This is a genomic window from Sporosarcina sp. Y1011 (assembly GCF_057669885.1).
In genome coordinates this window covers 46,740-64,273 of the sequence record NZ_JBYHFP010000014.1, presented here as the reverse complement: position 1 = coordinate 64,273, position 17,534 = coordinate 46,740, and the positions used below count along the sequence as shown (strand labels likewise).

Annotated in this window: 22 protein-coding genes and 1 tRNA gene; 20 read left to right on the top strand and 3 right to left on the bottom strand. The window is 41.6% G+C overall.

The window, feature by feature from the left end:
- Positions 1–167 precede the first annotated feature (167 nt).
- From AC25Y5_RS14270 to AC25Y5_RS14250, 5 genes are read left to right on the top strand one after another with little or no spacing between them, the layout of a single operon-like run.
- Positions 168–650, top strand: a complete 483-nt coding sequence (locus AC25Y5_RS14270) for an NUDIX hydrolase (RefSeq protein ID WP_488140866.1) — start codon at positions 168–170, stop codon at positions 648–650.
- Entirely contained in the window at positions 647–1,537 is an 891-nt protein-coding gene (gene rapZ / locus AC25Y5_RS14265) for an RNase adapter RapZ (RefSeq protein WP_482102344.1), read from the top strand. The genes AC25Y5_RS14270 and rapZ overlap by 4 nt, the downstream gene beginning before the upstream one ends.
- Before the next feature lie 4 nt (positions 1,538–1,541).
- On the top strand, positions 1,542–2,525 hold the full coding sequence (locus AC25Y5_RS14260; RefSeq protein WP_488140865.1) for a gluconeogenesis factor YvcK family protein: 984 nt from the start codon (positions 1,542–1,544) through the stop codon (positions 2,523–2,525).
- 25 nt (positions 2,526–2,550) lie between these two features.
- A complete protein-coding gene (gene whiA, locus AC25Y5_RS14255) occupies positions 2,551–3,498 on the top strand; it encodes a DNA-binding protein WhiA (protein ID WP_482102342.1) in 948 nt (315 codons plus the stop codon).
- 36 nt (positions 3,499–3,534) lie between these two features.
- The gene (locus tag AC25Y5_RS14250) at positions 3,535–3,792 is read left to right on the top strand and encodes an HPr family phosphocarrier protein (protein ID WP_482102341.1); all 258 of its coding nucleotides are present in this window, start codon (positions 3,535–3,537) and stop codon (positions 3,790–3,792) included.
- A gap of 164 nt (positions 3,793–3,956) precedes the next feature.
- Here the strand turns inward: AC25Y5_RS14250 and clpP are convergent, their stop codons facing one another.
- Positions 3,957–4,565: an ATP-dependent Clp endopeptidase proteolytic subunit ClpP gene (clpP, locus tag AC25Y5_RS14245; RefSeq protein WP_482102340.1), complete on the bottom strand. Its 609-nt coding sequence runs from the start codon at positions 4,563–4,565 to the stop codon at positions 3,957–3,959.
- A 193-nt stretch (positions 4,566–4,758) separates the two neighbouring features.
- On the opposite strand from clpP, the gene AC25Y5_RS14240 reads away from it, so the two are divergent.
- From AC25Y5_RS14240 to AC25Y5_RS14230, 3 genes are all read left to right on the top strand, one after another.
- Positions 4,759–4,830 (top strand) — tRNA-Arg (locus tag AC25Y5_RS14240).
- Between the two features lie 287 nt (positions 4,831–5,117).
- Positions 5,118–5,276, top strand: coding sequence for a hypothetical protein (locus AC25Y5_RS14235; protein ID WP_482102339.1), 159 nt, complete (start codon positions 5,118–5,120; stop codon positions 5,274–5,276).
- A gap of 44 nt (positions 5,277–5,320) precedes the next feature.
- The gene (locus tag AC25Y5_RS14230) at positions 5,321–5,665 is read left to right on the top strand and encodes a hypothetical protein (RefSeq protein WP_488140864.1); all 345 of its coding nucleotides are present in this window, start codon (positions 5,321–5,323) and stop codon (positions 5,663–5,665) included.
- 56 nt (positions 5,666–5,721) lie between these two features.
- Here the strand turns inward: AC25Y5_RS14230 and AC25Y5_RS14225 are convergent, their stop codons facing one another.
- The gene (locus tag AC25Y5_RS14225) at positions 5,722–5,901 is read right to left on the bottom strand and encodes a hypothetical protein (protein WP_488140863.1); all 180 of its coding nucleotides are present in this window, start codon (positions 5,899–5,901) and stop codon (positions 5,722–5,724) included.
- 467 nt (positions 5,902–6,368) lie between these two features.
- Between AC25Y5_RS14225 and AC25Y5_RS14220 the strand changes: the two genes are divergently transcribed.
- Genes AC25Y5_RS14220 through AC25Y5_RS14210 form a run of 3 tightly spaced genes read left to right on the top strand, consistent with a single transcriptional unit; the run spans position 6,369 to position 7,423 of the window.
- Positions 6,369–6,575: a spore coat associated protein CotJA gene (locus AC25Y5_RS14220; RefSeq protein WP_488140883.1), complete on the top strand. Its 207-nt coding sequence runs from the start codon at positions 6,369–6,371 to the stop codon at positions 6,573–6,575.
- A 23-nt stretch (positions 6,576–6,598) separates the two neighbouring features.
- On the top strand, positions 6,599–6,838 hold the full coding sequence (locus AC25Y5_RS14215; protein WP_488140862.1) for a spore coat protein CotJB: 240 nt from the start codon (positions 6,599–6,601) through the stop codon (positions 6,836–6,838).
- A gap of 15 nt (positions 6,839–6,853) precedes the next feature.
- On the top strand, positions 6,854–7,423 hold the full coding sequence (locus AC25Y5_RS14210; RefSeq protein WP_482102336.1) for a manganese catalase family protein: 570 nt from the start codon (positions 6,854–6,856) through the stop codon (positions 7,421–7,423).
- A gap of 729 nt (positions 7,424–8,152) precedes the next feature.
- Here AC25Y5_RS14210 and AC25Y5_RS14205 read toward each other — a convergent pair.
- The gene (locus AC25Y5_RS14205; RefSeq protein WP_488140861.1) at positions 8,153–8,659 is read right to left on the bottom strand and encodes a DUF3231 family protein; all 507 of its coding nucleotides are present in this window, start codon (positions 8,657–8,659) and stop codon (positions 8,153–8,155) included.
- Between the two features lie 187 nt (positions 8,660–8,846).
- On the opposite strand from AC25Y5_RS14205, the gene AC25Y5_RS14200 reads away from it, so the two are divergent.
- From AC25Y5_RS14200 to gpmI, 9 genes are all read left to right on the top strand, one after another.
- Positions 8,847–9,656 (top strand): DUF2935 domain-containing protein, encoded by an 810-nt coding sequence (locus tag AC25Y5_RS14200; RefSeq protein ID WP_488140860.1) that lies wholly within the window; start codon positions 8,847–8,849, stop codon positions 9,654–9,656.
- Between the two features lie 308 nt (positions 9,657–9,964).
- Positions 9,965–10,543, top strand: coding sequence for a LemA family protein (locus AC25Y5_RS14195; RefSeq protein ID WP_482106213.1), 579 nt, complete (start codon positions 9,965–9,967; stop codon positions 10,541–10,543).
- Complete coding sequence (locus tag AC25Y5_RS14190; RefSeq protein ID WP_488140859.1) at positions 10,540–11,334, top strand: TPM domain-containing protein; 795 nt, start codon at positions 10,540–10,542, stop codon at positions 11,332–11,334. Before AC25Y5_RS14195 ends, AC25Y5_RS14190 begins: the two co-directional genes overlap by 4 nt.
- Positions 11,335–11,429: 95 nt before the next feature.
- Positions 11,430–11,657 (top strand): glutaredoxin family protein, encoded by a 228-nt coding sequence (locus AC25Y5_RS14185; protein ID WP_488140858.1) that lies wholly within the window; start codon positions 11,430–11,432, stop codon positions 11,655–11,657.
- A gap of 134 nt (positions 11,658–11,791) precedes the next feature.
- On the top strand, positions 11,792–12,826 hold the full coding sequence (locus tag AC25Y5_RS14180; protein ID WP_488140857.1) for a sugar-binding transcriptional regulator: 1,035 nt from the start codon (positions 11,792–11,794) through the stop codon (positions 12,824–12,826).
- Between the two features lie 105 nt (positions 12,827–12,931).
- On the top strand, positions 12,932–13,939 hold the full coding sequence (gene gap, locus AC25Y5_RS14175; RefSeq protein ID WP_488140856.1) for a type I glyceraldehyde-3-phosphate dehydrogenase: 1,008 nt from the start codon (positions 12,932–12,934) through the stop codon (positions 13,937–13,939).
- A gap of 113 nt (positions 13,940–14,052) precedes the next feature.
- Complete coding sequence (locus AC25Y5_RS14170) at positions 14,053–15,234, top strand: phosphoglycerate kinase (RefSeq protein ID WP_488140882.1); 1,182 nt, start codon at positions 14,053–14,055, stop codon at positions 15,232–15,234.
- Positions 15,235–15,249: 15 nt separating this feature from the next.
- Positions 15,250–16,011: a triose-phosphate isomerase gene (gene tpiA / locus AC25Y5_RS14165; protein WP_488140855.1), complete on the top strand. Its 762-nt coding sequence runs from the start codon at positions 15,250–15,252 to the stop codon at positions 16,009–16,011.
- Positions 16,004–17,530, top strand: a complete 1,527-nt coding sequence (gene gpmI / locus AC25Y5_RS14160; protein ID WP_488140854.1) for a 2,3-bisphosphoglycerate-independent phosphoglycerate mutase — start codon at positions 16,004–16,006, stop codon at positions 17,528–17,530. Before tpiA ends, gpmI begins: the two co-directional genes overlap by 8 nt.
- Positions 17,531–17,534: the final 4 nt, after the last annotated feature.

Genomic DNA, 17,534 nt, shown 5'->3' with positions numbered 1-17,534 from the left:
CATCAAAGGGGTATAGTAAAAGTATCAATTGACCCCCCTTTTGATATAGCAAGCTTAAATTAGGCTGTCTGCCGGTTCAATCCGGTAGTTAGCCTTCTTTTTTTGTCGTTTTCCAATGGTACGTTGTATAATAGTATTATGCAGATTAAAAAAGTGGGGATAGTCAAATGCAGAGAATAGTAAACTTACTTGTCATTAAAGACAATCGTGTATTATTGTTGAAAAAACCGCGCCGTGGCTGGTACGTGGCCCCAGGAGGAAAGATGGATCCCGGTGAGTCGATTTACGAAACGGCAGTCAGGGAATTCACCGAGGAGACGGGTGCAAAGCCGGTTGACCCATACTTAAAAGGCGTTTATACGATGGTGATTACTGATGATACGGGGGAACACGTGAAAAATGAATGGATGCTTTATACATTCATTGCAACTGATTTCAGTGGTAAACCTTTTGAAACAACCACTGAAGGCGTGCTTGAGTGGCATTCTGTTGAAAGCCTTCAGACGCTTCCCATGGCGGAAGGAGACCGCACAAATTTGCTATATGCGGTTTCCAAGCAGGGTATACAATACGGGACGTTCTTTTACACCGAAGAATTTAAACTATTAAAAGAAGTAATCCAGAATTCTGTGGAAGGTGATGGGAAATGACCGAAATTGGGAAGCCAAACAGCGATGTTGAAATAGTTATCATAACGGGAATGTCAGGTGCCGGTAAAACAGTAGCCGTGCAGAGTTTCGAAGATCTGGGGTTCTATTGTATCGATAATTTACCGCCAGAGCTGCTTGTTATGTTTCTGGATTTGATGATGAAATCGGAGAATCGTATGAAACGGATAGCCGCTGTTATGGATACGCGGGGAGGCGATCTCTTTGATTCGCTCATCGGTGCACTAGATAATTTATTGAAGATGAAAGGCGTATCTTCCCGAATCTTATTCCTCGATGCCAACGACGAAACGCTAGTCCGACGTTATAAAGAGTCAAGACGCTCGCATCCGCTATCGGAAGGTGGATTACCACTAACCGGTATTAAAAAGGAACGGCTACTATTGACTGAGATGAAAGGACGTGCTCGTTCAATATTCAATACGACAGGATTAAAGCCTAGAGAATTACGGGAAAAAATCATGTCTGAATTCTCCTCTAAGGAAGATTTAGGTTTTACATTGAATTTCCTGTCATTCGGCTTTAAGCACGGAATGCCGATTGATGCAGATGTCGTGTTTGATGTACGTTTCCTACCAAATCCCTTTTATATCGAGGACTTAAAACCGAAAACCGGTCTAGAGAAAGAAGTCTACGACTATGTACTGAAGTGGAACGATACACAGATGCTAATTGAAAAATTGACAGATTTATTTAAGTTTCTGATCCCACAATATAAAAATGAAGGAAAATCACAAGTTGTCATTGCATTCGGTTGTACCGGGGGGCAGCACCGTTCTGTTACACTCGCCGAGTTTTTCGGAACACGGTTCAAAGAGGAGTATCGGACACTCATTACGCATAGGGATATTGAAAAAAGAAAGGATTGACGCTATGCCGAAATCGAAGCATATAAAAAAAGTGGTGGTCTTCGGTGGCGGAACCGGATTGTCAACGTTATTACGCGGATTGAAATATCATCCTGTCGATTTAACGGCGGTCGTCACTGTCGCTGATGATGGCGGGAGTTCGGGCAGGCTTTTGGATGAATACGATATCCCACCTCCAGGCGATATCCGGAAAGTAATGGCAGCGCTTTCAGATGTTGAACCACTTATTGAGGAAATGTTCGAGTATCGCTTCTCAATATCAGAAGATTTAAAAGGCCATTCCCTTGGGAATCTAATGTTGGCCGCAATGACGGATATCACTGGTGACTTCGCCCGTGCTGTTGAGCAAATGAGTCGGGTACTTAACATAAAAGGGAAAGTATTGCCTGCTGCAAATCAACGAATCACATTGCATGCAGAACTTGAAGACGGTACAATCGTGACAGGCGAATCGAAAATACCTGTATACGAACGGAAAATTCGAAGGGTATATCTATCACCTCAAGAAGTTGAACCGTTACCTGAAACAATTGAGGCAATTAAAGCGGCTGATCTTATCATTATTGGTCCGGGCAGCTTATATACGAGTATCTTACCGACATTACTTGTTCAGGCGATACGTAAAGCAGTATTGGGGTGTAAAGCGAAAAAGGTATACATTAGTAACTTGGCAACGCAAGCAGGTGAGACCTATCGCTATACAGCCTCAGAGCATGTCCAGGCACTGTATGATCATGCAGGCGAAGCATTTATTGATACAGTATTATTAAATGGCACAGTACTTCCATCGTTGCAACAAGGCAAGAAATTGACTGGACCACCTTGGCCTGTCGAAAATGACATTGAATCGTTGCAACGACTTGTCCCGAATATTGTAGTAAAAGACATCGGCCTACTCTATGAGGGTAATATAATACATGACTCTGAAAAGGTTGCTAAATGGATTATCGATTATATGGAAAATGGGATAAAAACGGAACAGACCTGATTGTCGCCGAGAAAGGGGAAGAATCATGTCTTTTGCATCAGAAACAAAGAAAGAAATGACACAGATAGAAGCAGATGATTGTTGTACAAAAGCAGAAGTCGCAGCATTCATCAGGATGAATGGGGCACTATCCTTTTCCAATAAGCAGTTGAGTCTAGATGTGCAAACTGAAAATGCCGCTATAGCCAGACGGCTTTATTCAAATTTGAAAAGGTTGTATCCATATAAAGTGGAACTGCTCGTCCGAAAAAAAATGCGTTTGAAAAAGAATAATGTTTATATTTGTCGAATTCGAAACGGTGCGAAAGATCTTCTTGAAGATCTTTACATCTTGACGGGTACGTTTCAATTCAAAAATGAGGTTGCAAAGGAATTGGTGAAAAAGAGATGCTGTCAACGCGCTTATTTACGAGGTGCTTTTCTAGCAGGTGGTTCCGTTAATAATCCGGAAACGTCTTCCTATCATCTTGAAATCTTTTCAATCTATAAAGAACACAGTGAAGACCTAGTCGATCTGATGAACAAATACCATTTGAATGCAAAATCCATTGAACGTAAAAAAGGATATATCGCGTATTTAAAGGAAGCCGAAAAAATTTCGGATTTTCTAAGTATTGTCGGTGCGCATGTTTCCTTAATGAAGTTTGAAGATGTACGGATTATACGGGATATGCGGAACAGTGTGAATCGTCTTGTGAATTGTGAAACAGCGAATATGAACAAAACGATAGGAGCTGCACAGCGCCAAGTTGAAAATATAAAGTTCATCGAAAGAACAATCGGCCTTGCGGAACTACCTGAAAGACTACAAGAAATCGCAAGACTTCGGGTGGACAATCAGGATATCACTTTAAAAGAGCTCGGAGAATTAGTTACGGGCGGAATGGTGAGCAAGTCAGGTGTAAACCATCGTTTAAGAAAAATAGAAGAAATTGCGGAAAACCTTCGCAGTGGTGGACTCGGCAGTCGGTGAATCCGATGTCGGACCAAGAGAGGAGTAGATACTGTCATGGCAGAAAGAACAGTTGAAGTGAAGATGAAAACGGGGTTACAAGCACGGCAAGCAGCCCTTTTTGTTCAAGAGGCAAATCGATTTATGGCGGATATATTTTTGAAAAAAGACGAACGTCAAGTGAATGCGAAAAGTATAATGGGGATTATGAGTCTTGCCATTGCACGAGGAACAAGCGTAACACTAATTGCAGAAGGAAATGACGAAGAACAAGCTTTAGAATCACTTGTCAATCTGGTTGGAAACGAAAATTGATATAACTCGCCGTTACTGCTGTCTGAAGACATGTAGAAGCGGTTTTTTTCTTTTCAGAAAAAAGCTTTGGTATCGGGAAGAAGATTCGTGTCTCACCGTGAAATCACCAGTTAAGTAAAAAAAAAGCCGATTCTCCAAAAATGGAAAATCGGCTTTCTAACTAATTATTTTGTTTTAGGTGCGTCTTTCATATCACTGCGTGTGATGATATGGTCAATTAAGCCATATTCTTTTGCACGTTCAGCTGTCATGAAGTTGTCGCGATCCGTATCTTTCGCGATAACTTCGACCGGTTGCCCAGTACGCTCTGAAAGAATCAAGTTCAGTTTTTCGCGAATGAATAAGATATGCTTAGCAGCAATTTCAATTTCTGTTGCTTGTCCTTGTGCTCCTCCAAGTGGTTGGTGGATCATAACTTCAGCATTAGGAAGCGCATAGCGTTTACCTTTAGTACCGGCAGCGAGTAGGAACGATCCCATTGATGCAGCCATTCCTATGCAGATTGTTTGAATGTCAGGTTTGATGAATTGCATCGTATCAAAAATTGCCATTCCAGCTGTAACGCTTCCTCCAGGACTGTTGATATAAATGGAAATGTCCTTATCTGGATCTTCAGCTTCTAGGAATAGAAGTTGAGCAACGATAGAGTTCGCAACGTTGTCATCGATTCCACTTCCGAGCATGATAATACGGTCTTTCAATAGACGGGAATAGATGTCGTAAGCACGTTCACCACGGCTAGTCTGTTCAATTACTGTAGGTATTAGATTCATTCCATTTCCTCCTTCAAGGTGGATAGATTGTAGGTCTATTGAAACTAGATATCGTTTCAACTGTAACTTTATCATACATAGTATGGTCAACGAAGGTCAAATATAACGCTTTAAAATAAGCATTGCAATCGTGTTGCCGCACTAGTATACTTAGTCTTGACTGTTACAACACAACATTATTTAATAAGGCAACGCCCTCGTGGTGCAACGGATAGCACGTGAGCCTCCGAAGCTTAAGATGTGAGTTCGATTCTCGCCGAGGGCATTTAAAGTGACGTTGCAACAACGTTATTGGTCGCAAGCACTACGCGACCTCCGCTAACCTCCTTTCATTTACGTAGAAAATACGTATTTTGAATGGGGGTTTTTTCCTTGTCTAAAAACAGTGAACGCGTCGCTATTAGCGGAAGTCAATAAAGCGATTGGGCGAATAGTCGAAAACCCGGCTGCCCAAATTCCCTATTAATATAGTTTTTTCGCTATAGCGGAAATATTTGGAAGTGTGTATAATCAGAATAGTGCCAAAATAAAATTTCGTTGGGGGTTATTTTATTGAAAATGTGGTACAAGCGTTGGGTAGTGGTATGGGGTGGCACGTTTGGCGTATTATTTGTCATATGGCTATTTACACCGGAAGTAGAGCCGGAAGTCGAAGTGGATGTGGTGGTGGAGTATTACGACACGCACGCAAAAAAGTTAGCGAAAGAATAAGGTACGACATTAAATGGATTCATATATAAGGAGCGGAAAGCCTAGTGCAATCAAGCACAGGCTTTTTTCGTTTAGCCATGCGGATATCGCACGACATAAAAAGAGCCGCGCCATCAAGCGTAGCCTTTTTCGGTTATTCTTATTATTCAATCGTCAGAATATCGTTTATTCCGTACAGCTTACCGTTGCGTCCGAGCGTCTTCATGGCGTTTACAATCCGTTCTAGTGTTTCGAAGTTTAAGGACTTGCCGCCACCTTTGCAATGTAAAGTACCTAATAATGGAAACGTAATCAGTTGTGAAATTAATAGCCCAGACGGTGTGCGGTCACTTGGAACACGAAGAAATAGCTCGTACGAGAAAAGTTTATCGTTAAAAGTTAAATTATGATAAAAGCAAATTCATCAGCTATTGCTGATTTTGCAAATACAGATGGTATGGAGTTTTTAATCTTTTCGACTATTTCCATTCTGAGTACTTTCAGCAATTGTGGAAGTTGCTTTCTTAAAATCATTATTAATAGTAGGTGAAGAGGCCTTTACAGGATCTCCATAGGCTGTAAAAGTAGTTGGATCTTTCTTTTTCTTGTCAGCACTTGCATTCGTGTTCATGTTTTGATTTGTCATTATTGTAGAACCTCCTATTGTAATTTCAAATGTTATCAAGCTTTGAAGTGAAACCATTTAGTCATTAATTAACTTTAGAATCTCCAATAACGCGCTTACTATGCATCTCAAATAGAGTTCTTATCTTTTTGGAGCGAAGAACAAGCGGCGCATATTTGAAATAGAAAAAGGAAGGCGATTTTTGCCTAACTTTTTGTTTTGATCAAAGTTTTAGATTCTCACAGTTACTTCAATTCCTTTTTAACAAAATTCGTTTACCTACATATACTAAGTGTCACTGGGCGTATTTCCTGAAGACAAAGGAGTGTTTATTTGGATTGGCTAATAATCACTTTGTTCGGAGTTATTTTCTGCTTACTTATTCTAATCTTTACATTGGCTTTACCTTTAGCTAAACAAAAGCAATAGTAGCAAAATAACGTTCTCTTCATACAATATTTCGAGGAGTGATGAAATTGGAACGTCCGATGTTTCGGGGAAGTTATAAACCGTTCGTTTCCCCGCTTGATCCATGTCCGCCTATACTGGTAAAGACTTTCGTGTTACCTCCGCAGATTTTTACGAGTTTTCAGCAGCCTGGCCTTCCTCAGTATTCTCCTGCAGAAGCACTGCGTCGCGGAACGCTTTGGCCCGCGTTTGACGATGGGTTCTCACGGGAAGAGGGAATTTCATGAACGCGTTTGAAGAAGAACGCCATATGATGTTGATGGTGCAGCAGGCAGACTTTGTCGTCGTCGAATTAACGTTGTACACTGATACCCATCCAGATGACGCTGAAGCGCTAGATCAGTGGCGGGAAGCAATTAAGGAAGCTGCTAAAGTTCGGTGCCAATATGAAAATAAATACGGACCCTTATCTCTGACATCTATTCCATCCAAACAGGCTATTGAAATCGGCTGGCGCTGGAATCAAGAACCATGGCCATGGCAACGATGAGAAGGGAGATTAGCTATGTGGGTCTATGAGAAAAAACTGTTGTATCCGGTTGAGGTAGGTACGTGTAATCCAACACTTGCGAAGTACGTGATGGAGCAATACGGAGGTGCAGACGGGGAACTTGCGGCTGCGCTCCGATATATGAATCAACGTTATACGGTTCCAGGTAAGGTGATAGGTCTTTTGAATGACATCGCAACGGAAGAATTCTCACATTTAGAAATGCTTGCGACAATGATGTATAAATTAACGAAAGATGCTACACCTGAACAACTTGTCGAAGCTGGACTAGGCGCGCATTTTGTTAACCACGGACATGCTCTCTTCTATGAAAATGCGGGCGGTGTACCGTTTACCGCAACGTATATCCAAGCGAAAGGCGATCCAATTGCCGATTTGTATGAAGATATTGCAGCGGAAGAAAAAGCTCGAGCAACCTATCAATGGCTGATTGACGTTTCAGATGATCCACTCATCAATGATTCATTGGCATTTTTAAGGGAGAGAGAAAACATTCACTCCTTACGATTCAGAGAAGCTGTTGAAATGTTAAAAGATGAACGCGATCGTAAAAAGGTTTTTTAAAACGGAGAAATGCGTGTAAGTTTATTACCTATTGATTAACAAAATAACTAGAAAATAATTTGATCAAACACTAAGTGCTATTTGTATAGTTGCTTTTAAATCGCTTTAAATTGAATGACTTCTATACCGTTATCGAGATGTCTTAATAATTAGGGATGCGAATTCGTCGCATCCCTAATTATTTTTTTCGGTAATCGTATGGTGGTTGTTCATTCGTCGCTCTCCAAAGACACTGGTACAAGTAGTACCGAAGCTTTTCGGGACGAAAGAGTAAATCGCAACTTATAGGAGAGAGGCGGTCAAAGATACAATTTTGACCGCTCGTACCTTCTACTATGTTGTCTCTATTTACATTATAAGGAAGCGTTACTTTCTTGAAAAGTTAGCAGAGAATGCAATTTACAACGTGCTATAGTGCCCGAAATTGCATCTTCGGGCACTTGCATTCTCTATAGAAGCTCATCTATTCTTATCTTCTCAAGCAACTGCAGTTTTCACTTAACTATTGTAGGAACGCGACAGGCGCTTAATCACAACACTTGCCCTCTCGGTGAAATTGCCATGATTAATTCGCCGAAAGCGGGCCGGAAATAGTCCGGTGAAAAGTGCAGTTTACAAGCCCGTCTCGACAGCATTTTATGCGTATAAATGGCTAATCGATAGACGTGTAAATGTATAACAAAAAGGCAATGGTCCAATGACCATCGCCTTTTTGAATTTGGGTTTCATTTATTCAGCTTTACTTTTATGAAGTGGTGGATAGACAAGCCAACCCTTCTCCTTATTTAGACGCAGCATCTTTGCACCGAAAAAAGCTCTTTCTGTATGGTATTTACCAAACATTACTGCGATGTCTTCTCGAAGGCATTGCCCCATAACTTCACTGCATGATACAAGTCCTTGTCCAACATTAATGGAAACAGTCGCACTGATTTCTAAATCCGAAAACTTTGCGCCCACTGGAATTTCCTCGGCACTTGCATTAGGACGTTGAGGTAACGAAGGGGGTGGGGTGACTCCATTGACTTTCAATAACTTTAACAGGTCATCGTTTTCATTTTTCATCATTTTGATGGCCTCATGTAGAAGTTTAATGAGGTCTTTATCACCTGCGTGATTAATAAATAATTCATAACCACTAATTAGCCCATTATTTGCGCCAAGATAGGCCCACGTTCCAACTACTTCTCCATAATGCATCGGCTCATTTTTCGGGTTTCCATCCATTATTCCCACAAAAGCACTCCCTTTATTTTTATTTCCTACTTTTATTATGTGTTACTTAAGAAAATTTATTCAAAATGACAAGGTTCTTTTGGGTTGTTCCAAGAATGATATGGTGAATTGGAATTAGTTTCGTGGTTTTCATAATAAAACCTACTGCCTCATACAAATGAAAGTAAAGATAAATGGAGGGGATTTTTTGCCGAGAACAATTGAAGAAGAAGCAGTGTTTGAACTTCACTTTTGGCTTCAAATATTGGGAGATCACGCTCGTTTCATTCAAAATTCATTGGCACCAACTGAAATCGATAAAATTAAGACAGCCAGTCACTATATTACACAATTTGACGAACTGCTTAACAATTCAAGACAGTCTTTAGATGTACGATTACTACAAGCAGTCTTAATACAATCAAAGATAGCCAGTGAAGAGATTCGTACATTTAAGTTGTTTTTGATTCAAGAACATTTAATTGGAAATATAAAAATTTCTTTATCTCCGTCCTTTATCAACCATATGGTCAATGAAGTAGAGGAAGCCATTCGATTGTTTTCATGTCTTGAAAGAGGACAGATGCCACCAGCTGTTCACCCGCTCCATCACGATCTCTTATGGTTACTGGATGCTGCGGGTCACGCAGGGGCGCTAGACTCAAATTTGGACACAGTTGAGGCACAGCTCAAAAATAAAAGTCGTAATTTCAAAAAAGACTGGGATGCCTTTTATTTGAAAGCAATTGAAATGGCTGGTTTCTTACGCGCGAATGTGATGAAGTTCCCTGCATTAGAAAGGTTCCACAATGACGTTAACTTAGAAATGAAGATATTTAAAAACTTCCTTAAAGAATTAGAAGAGATGGAGCTTAAAAAGGAAACGCTCGGAACGCTCACGCCTTTAATGGCCGACCATATGGCGCGTGAAGAAACGTATTATTTAATGAAATTAGCTGAGTTAACTAGTGTTCCACCGCCGAAAGAAGATCCCACGAAACCGCGGCCAGAATCGTAATGTAAATCTAACTTTTTTTAAAAATGAGAGATGGCTTCAACCTCATTGAGTGGTCTTGCTAATCTCTCTTTTATGCAACGAGGAGATGCAGAAGTTTCCTTTACATAGTTGATAAAAACTGTACACAATTATAATATCCAAAAAAAGTATACGTATGCTTAGTAAAAGCGTACGTATACTTTTTTGCGGCTTTTCAATATTAGGTGAATCTTTTCGTAGGGAGATGGAGTATATAGGAGTGTAGGAAAAAGTTTCAATACGTTATGGAACAGGGTAAATAAGAGTAAATAATGAATAGGAGTGAAAAAATGAAGAAGATTTTAGGTCCGATTGTGGTAATTGGAATTATACTTGCAATACTCGCTATGATACTGGTTCCAAGTTACAACAAATTCGTCAATCTTGAAGAAGATGTGGACTCGGCATATGCACAAGTCGATAACCAATTACAACGGAGACTTGATTTGATTCCGAACTTGGTCAATACGGTTAAAGGATTCGCAAGCCATGAAAAAGAAATTATCAGTGATATAGCCGAATCTCGTGAAAAACTTGCAGGTGCACGAGGGCCGGAAGACCAGGCAGCAGCCGATACAGAATTATCCGGTGCCATCAGCCGTCTTCTAGTCGTCGTGGAAAACTACCCTGACTTGAAAGCCAATGAAAACTTCAGACAACTGATGGATGAATTATCAGGAACTGAAAACAGACTTGGCGTGGCACGTAAAGATTACAATGATGTAGTATCCAATTACAATAGACAAGTAAAAAGGTTCCCAGGAAAAATTGTCGCATCCATCTTTGGATATGATGAAAAAGAATACTTTAAAGCCGATGCGGCTGCAAATGAAGCACCTGAAGTCGATTTTGGAGATGACTCGGAATGATTCATAAAGCTGTCCGCTTACTGGCGACGGCATGTCTAATTGTATTCACATCGCTAAACTTTGCGGCATTATCGGCTGATGCCGCTGTTCCGGTCATACAAGATTCAGCGAATGTGCTATCTGCTGATCAGGCAGCGGAGCTTGAGCAATTAGGCATCCAATTATATAATGCGACAACAGCGGAACTCGCAGTATTAATCCTCCCGAGCATTGGGGATGAACCTGTCGAAGAGTATGCAGTGGAGAAGCTAAGAGAATTTCAATTAGGCGATAGTGAAAAAAATAATGGGGCTTTGCTCGTTGTTACAACTGAAAAAAATTCAGACGGTAACCGCCATTTTTACCTATCAGTGGGATATGGATTGGAAGGCGCGCTTCCAGATGGGAAAGTCGGACGTATCATGGACGAAGTGGCAGTTCCCTATTTGAATGAACAGCAACCCGACTTAGCAATCATGGAGGCTTATAAATCCTATTATAATGAAATAGCAGCTGAGTATGGATGGGACGGGGCAGTTGCTGAAGTTTCAACTCTAAGTGCAGGTTCGGGTGATTCAGGTTTTGGTGTCCCGTTTCCCATATTGCTTTTCATAGTGATTTATATTATTTTTCGTATCATGAGGAATAAGGGAGGTCGCGGTGGAGGTGGCTCTGGCGGTCGTCGAGGTGGAGGACCAATCTTCTTCCCTGGTTCATTTGGGGGAGGCGGCGGAGGCGGTTCGGGCGGCGGTTTTGGAGGCTTCGGCGGCGGTGGTTCCGGCGGTGGCGGAGGAGCAGGTCGAAGTTGGTAAAAGGAATGAAGGGTTTCAAGCACAGACAACAATTTGTGCATGAAGCCCTTTTTCACTTATACTGAATAGACTATAGAAGTAATGAGGTGTTTTGGATGCATGTGAAGTTTTATACCAAACCAGGGTGTCATCTTTGCGATGAGACGGAAATGATGATGAAGCTTGTCAGTGAAGATTATCAATTAACATGGACGACCATCGATATTGAACAAGATGATGAAAGCCATGAATTGTATATGTTAATGATTCCGGTCATTGAAATAGAAAGCGTACCCGTTCTACACGGTTCAATTGGATATGTAGATATCATTAACTTGTTCTAAAATAATGTGAAATATTTGATGTAGCGGAGTAAAAAAGCTATAATACAGACAGAAGTATTTTTTTGCCCATTGTGGGACGTTTTATGACTACGTGGGACAAATAATGACCAACACTGTTGGAAGGGGTTTGATCATTGGATTTATTTACGGAAGCGCAAAGAAAGCTCGTCCCAGAAATGATGGAGCTAATGCAGGAAAGATACCGCATATTAAAATTTGTGAAGATGGCCGGTCCAATTGGCAGACGAGCTCTCGGACAAGTGGTTGGTTTATCAGAACGGGAAATACGAACAATGCTGGATATTCTTAGAGGACAAAATCTAATTGTAATTGCGAAAGACGGCGCGGCAATCACAACAGAAGGTGTAGATATTCTACAAGCACTTGAATTGTCTATGGAAGACTGGTCGGGATCTGCTTTGCTTGCGAAAAAGTTAGTAGAAGCATTAGGCATCCAATCAGTCAAAGTTGTTTCGGGTAATTCTGATATAGATACTTCATCGAAAAATTTACTCGGTATGGAAGCGGCGAAGCTATTTTCCACAAAGATTGGTAAGGGCAAAATAGTTGCTGTTACTGGAGGAAGTACGATTGCGTCGATCCCTCCTTATATAGAAAAGCTCGACAATGCCGCTGATTTGTTGTTTATAGCTGCTCGGGGCGGAGTGGGGGATGACATTGGCATGCAGGCAAATGTCATAGCGGCAACTTTCGCCTCAGCATCTGGGGGTACATACAGTACATTTTATTACCCCGAGTCGTTAAGTGAGGAAGCGCATGAAGTGTTCAGAAAAGAACCTTCTGTTTTGAAAATGCTTGAACTTTATGAAACAACAGACTGTGTAATGCATGGAATCGGTGACGCGCAAACAATGGCAACTATGCGGAAATCGCCAGAGGAAGAACAACAAATAATGCTTAACCTCGGCGCAAAAGGAGAAGCATTCGGTTATTATTTCGACCAGGATGGGAACGCTGTTCATAGACTAAGGACTGTTGGTATTCAGACTAAACATCTAACGAAGGTTCCACTTCTTATTTCGGTTGCAGGAGGTAGCAGTAAAGCAGAAGCTATCCTAGCTTATATGGCTAGTGCTCCGAAGCAGACAAATTTAGTTACAGATGAAGGCGCAGCAACTGAAATGCTGAAGATACTTGCTGATAAATAAACCGGTACATGACTAAGTTGGTTCTATTCAGGGAACAGGTTTAAACAGGGTTTTTGTAGTTAAAGTTAACGGTTAAATACATTAAATATACTGGAGGAATATCCTATGACATTGAAAATTGCGATTAATGGATTTGGAAGAATTGGACGGGTTGTATTTCGTGAGGCCATGAAACAAAAAGATATTGAAATCGTAGCAGTAAACGATTTGACTGACGCAGCAATGCTCGCACATCTATTGAAATATGACTCCGTGCATGGCATTTTCGACGCTGAAGTCAGTTCAGAAGAGAATACGCTTGTTGTAAACGGTAAAAAAGTTAGAGTCTACGAAGAGAGAGACCCAGCACTACTACCGTGGGGAGAGCTTGGAGTCGATGTTGTTATTGATTCGACTGGCGTCTTCCGCGACAAGGAAAAATTGAGCAAACACTTAGAAGCAGGAGCAAAAAAAGTCATTCTTTCTGCCCCAGCTAAAGGTGAACTAACAACACTCGTTATGGGTGTTAACCATGAAACATACAATCCAGAATTAGACGATATCGTATCAAATGCATCTTGTACGACAAATTGTCTAGCTCCAGTCGTGAAAGTTCTAAATGATCAATTCATCGTAAAACGCGGTTTGATGACTACAATTCATTCTTATACGAATGATCAGCGCATTCTAGACCTACCACATGAGGATTTCAGACGTGCTCGTGCAGCTGCCGAATCAATGATTCCGACAACAACTGGTGCGGCATCTGCAGTGACAATCGTAATTCCAGAGTTAAAAGGAAAACTTGATGGCATGGCTGTGCGTGTACCAACGCCGAACGTTTCACTTGTCGATTTCGTTGCAGAACTCGGGACAGATGTGACAGTGGAAGATGTGAACAATGCCTTCAAACATGCAGCTGAGAATGAATTGAAAGGTTTCTTAGTCTACAATGAACTGCCATTAGTTTCAAAAGACTATAATGGAAATCCTTCCTCTTCGACTGTAGATGGTCTCTCAACAATGGTGCTCGAGAAAAACATGATTAAAGTAATTTCTTGGTACGACAACGAAACAGCTTACTCTGCACGTTGTATTGATTTGGCTCTCTACATGTACGAAAAAGGCTTGTAAAAGGTTAAATATAGCCATACATCAGTAGACGGCTTATAATATAGTTGGGTAAGAGGAACGGGGTTACCCCGTTCCTCCTTTTTAAATTTAACTTGAAGGTGGCGTTTTTCATGGTGTCGAAAAAGACGATGAAGGATATGCAGTTTGAAGGGAAACGGGTTTTTTGCCGGGTAGATTTCAATGTGCCTATGGAGGATGGGAAGATTACGGATGATACGAGAATCCGTGCAGCAATCCCAACGATTGAATATTTGGTCGGACAAGGCGCAAAAGTCATTCTTGCAAGTCATTTAGGACGTCCAAAAGGCGAAGTGAATGAAGACATGCGGCTTACCGCTGCAGGGGTCAAACTTGCTGAACTGATGAGTAAGCCGGTTACAAAACTCGATTCGTCCATTGGAAGCGAAGTGGAGAAAGCCATTTCAACAATGAAAAACGGCGATATCGTTCTGCTTGAAAATGTCAGGTTCCATGCGGGAGAAGAGAAAAATGATGCAAAACTTGCAAAGGAATTTGCAGGATTAGCTGATTACTTCGTCAACGACGCTTTCGGTGCTGCACATCGTGCTCATGCATCTACGGCCGGAATCGCAGCGTATATTCCAGCTGTTTCTGGACTATTACTTGAAAAAGAACTGGATATTCTGGGCAAAGCTTTGTCGGAGCCTGAGCGTCCGTTTACAGCGATTATCGGTGGAGCTAAAGTGAAGGACAAAATTGACGTCATCGATCATCTTTTAGATATAGTGGATAACTTGTTAATTGGCGGGGGACTGTCGTATACATTTACGAAAGCACAAGGCTATGAAACAGGAAATTCATTGCTTGAAGAGGATAAAGTCGACTTGGCGGAATCATTTATTCAAAAGGCTAAAGAAAAAGGCGTTAACTTATATTTACCGATTGACGCTGTAATCGCTGATGCTTTTTCGAAAGATGCGAATACGAAAACGGTGAAAATTGACGCCATACCAGAAGGATGGATGGGACTCGATATCGGATCGGAAACAGCGGCATTGTATTCGGATGTTATTAAAGATTCAAGTCTAATTATCTGGAACGGACCGATGGGTGTGTTTGAAATGGAGCCATTCGCTGGGGGAACCAAACAAGTTGCTGAAGCGATGGCTGAAACAAAAGCCTACACGGTCATTGGTGGAGGCGATTCTGCTGCCGCTGTCGAAAAGTTTGGCGTTGCAGAAAAAATGGATCATATTTCCACTGGCGGGGGTGCATCTCTTGAATTTATGGAAGGGAAAGACTTGCCAGGGGTCACTGCACTGAACGATTACTAAACGGAGGGAAACATTTTGCGAAAACGAATTATTGCAGGGAACTGGAAAATGTATAAGAATGCAGACGAAGCGAGAGACTTCGTTGAAGTAGTGAAAGGAAAGATACCCGTTTCAGAAAGAGTGGAAGCAGTTATCTGTCCACCTGCTTTATATCTCTCTGAACTTGCACAGATTACAAAAGAATCGGTGCTCGGTATAGGCGCACAAACAATGCACGATACGAAAGAAGGAGCATACACGGGAGAAGTAAGCCCTGCGATGCTTTCGGCGATTGGCGTAAATTATGCCATCCTCGGCCATTCTGAACGTCGTCAGTACTTCAACGAAACAAATGACACTGTAAACAAAAAAGTTCATGCTGCATTCGAGTACAAGCTAACGCCAATCGTCTGCGTAGGAGAATCACTTGAAGAACGTGAAAGTGGCAAAACCAACGATATCGTTGCTTTACAAGTGCAGAAAGCTTTCGAAGGAATCAGTTCTGATTTAGCTGCAACAGCGGTTATTGCCTATGAACCAATCTGGGCTATCGGAACCGGAAAAACGGCTACTGCGTTAGATGCGAATGAGGTGTGTGGCGTAATTCGCTCGACAATCGGAGAGCTGTTTACGAAACAAGTTGCAGATCAAATTCGTATTCAGTACGGCGGCAGTGTTAAGCCTGATAACATTGTAGAACTTTTAGCAATGGAACATATTGATGGCGCTCTTGTCGGCGGTGCTAGTTTGGACCCTAATTCATTCTTGAAACTGTTAGAGGCTGGGGCAAATGCGTAAAAGTCCGGTAGCTTTAATCATAATGGATGGCTTTGGCCTTAGAGACGACAAGATAGGCAATGCCGTTGCACTGGCTAATAAGCCGAATTACGATATTCTCTGGAACAACTTCCCACATGAAACGCTGACAGCTAGTGGAGAAGCGGTAGGTCTACCTGAAGGGCAGATGGGTAATTCTGAAGTAGGCCATCTAAATATTGGTGCCGGCCGAGTTGTTTATCAAAATCTAACACGTATAAATAAATCAATTAGAGAAGCAAACTTTTTCGACAATGAGACACTTTTACGGGCAGTAGAACATGCTAAGAAACATGGCTCTGCACTTCACTTGATGGGATTATTATCAGACGGCGGAGTCCATAGTCATTATGAGCATTTGTTTGCACTTCTTCGACTTGCAAAGATGAATGGAATTGAAAAAGTCTTCGTCCATGCTTTCCTTGACGGCCGAGATGTGAGTCCACAATCTGCCCTTTCTTACATTGAGAAAACTGAAACAGTTATGCAAGAACTCGGCATAGGTAAATTTGCGAGCATTTCAGGGCGCTACTACGCAATGGATCGTGATAAGCGCTGGGAGCGATTGGAAAAGGTCTACCAGGCGATTGTAGAAGGTAATGCCTTGACAGCAGTTACGCCAACTGCCGGCGTACTGGCATCATATGAACGGGGCGTTCATGATGAATTCGTAGTCCCTTTCATTATTGAAGAACTTGGCCAGCCAGTTGCGACGATAGAAGATGGAGATGCAGTTGTATTCTTTAACTTCCGACCAGATCGTGCCATTCAATTATCACGTGCGTTAACGGATTCTACATTCGGAGAATTTGAAACAGGAGTTAAAATGTATAAAGATTTGAAGTTTGTCACATTTACACATTATAGTGACGACATCACAGCAGATGTCGTCTATAATAGTGAAAACTTAGAAAATACGCTTGGCGAAGTTATTTCTCGAAACAGCTTAACTCAACTTCGGATTGCAGAAACAGAAAAGTATCCACATGTTACCTTTTTCATGAGCGGTGGACGGGAAGATAAGTTCGAAGGAGAAGAACGAATTTTGATAGCCTCGCCTAAAGTTGCAACATATGACTTGCAACCTGAGATGAGTGCTTTTCAAGTAACTGAATCCTTGATTGAAGGAATTGAAGCAGATCGCTTCGATGCGATTATTCTTAACTTCGCAAATCCGGATATGGTAGGGCACAGTGGAATGTTGGAACCGACGATTAAGGCGATTGAAACAGTGGATTTTTGCCTAGGTAAAGTTATCGATGCAATTCACGCAAAAGGCGGTTCTGCTATCATCACGGCTGATCATGGCAACGCCGATGAAGTGATTACGCAGGACGGCGCACCGATGACGGCACACACGACGAATCCTGTTCCAGTGATTATTACGAAATCAGGAGTTTCTTTGCGGGAAGGTGGAATACTCGCAGACCTGGCTCCAACAATGCTAAAATTGTTACAAATAGAACAACCGGCAGAAATGACCGGCACACCATTATTTTAAAAGG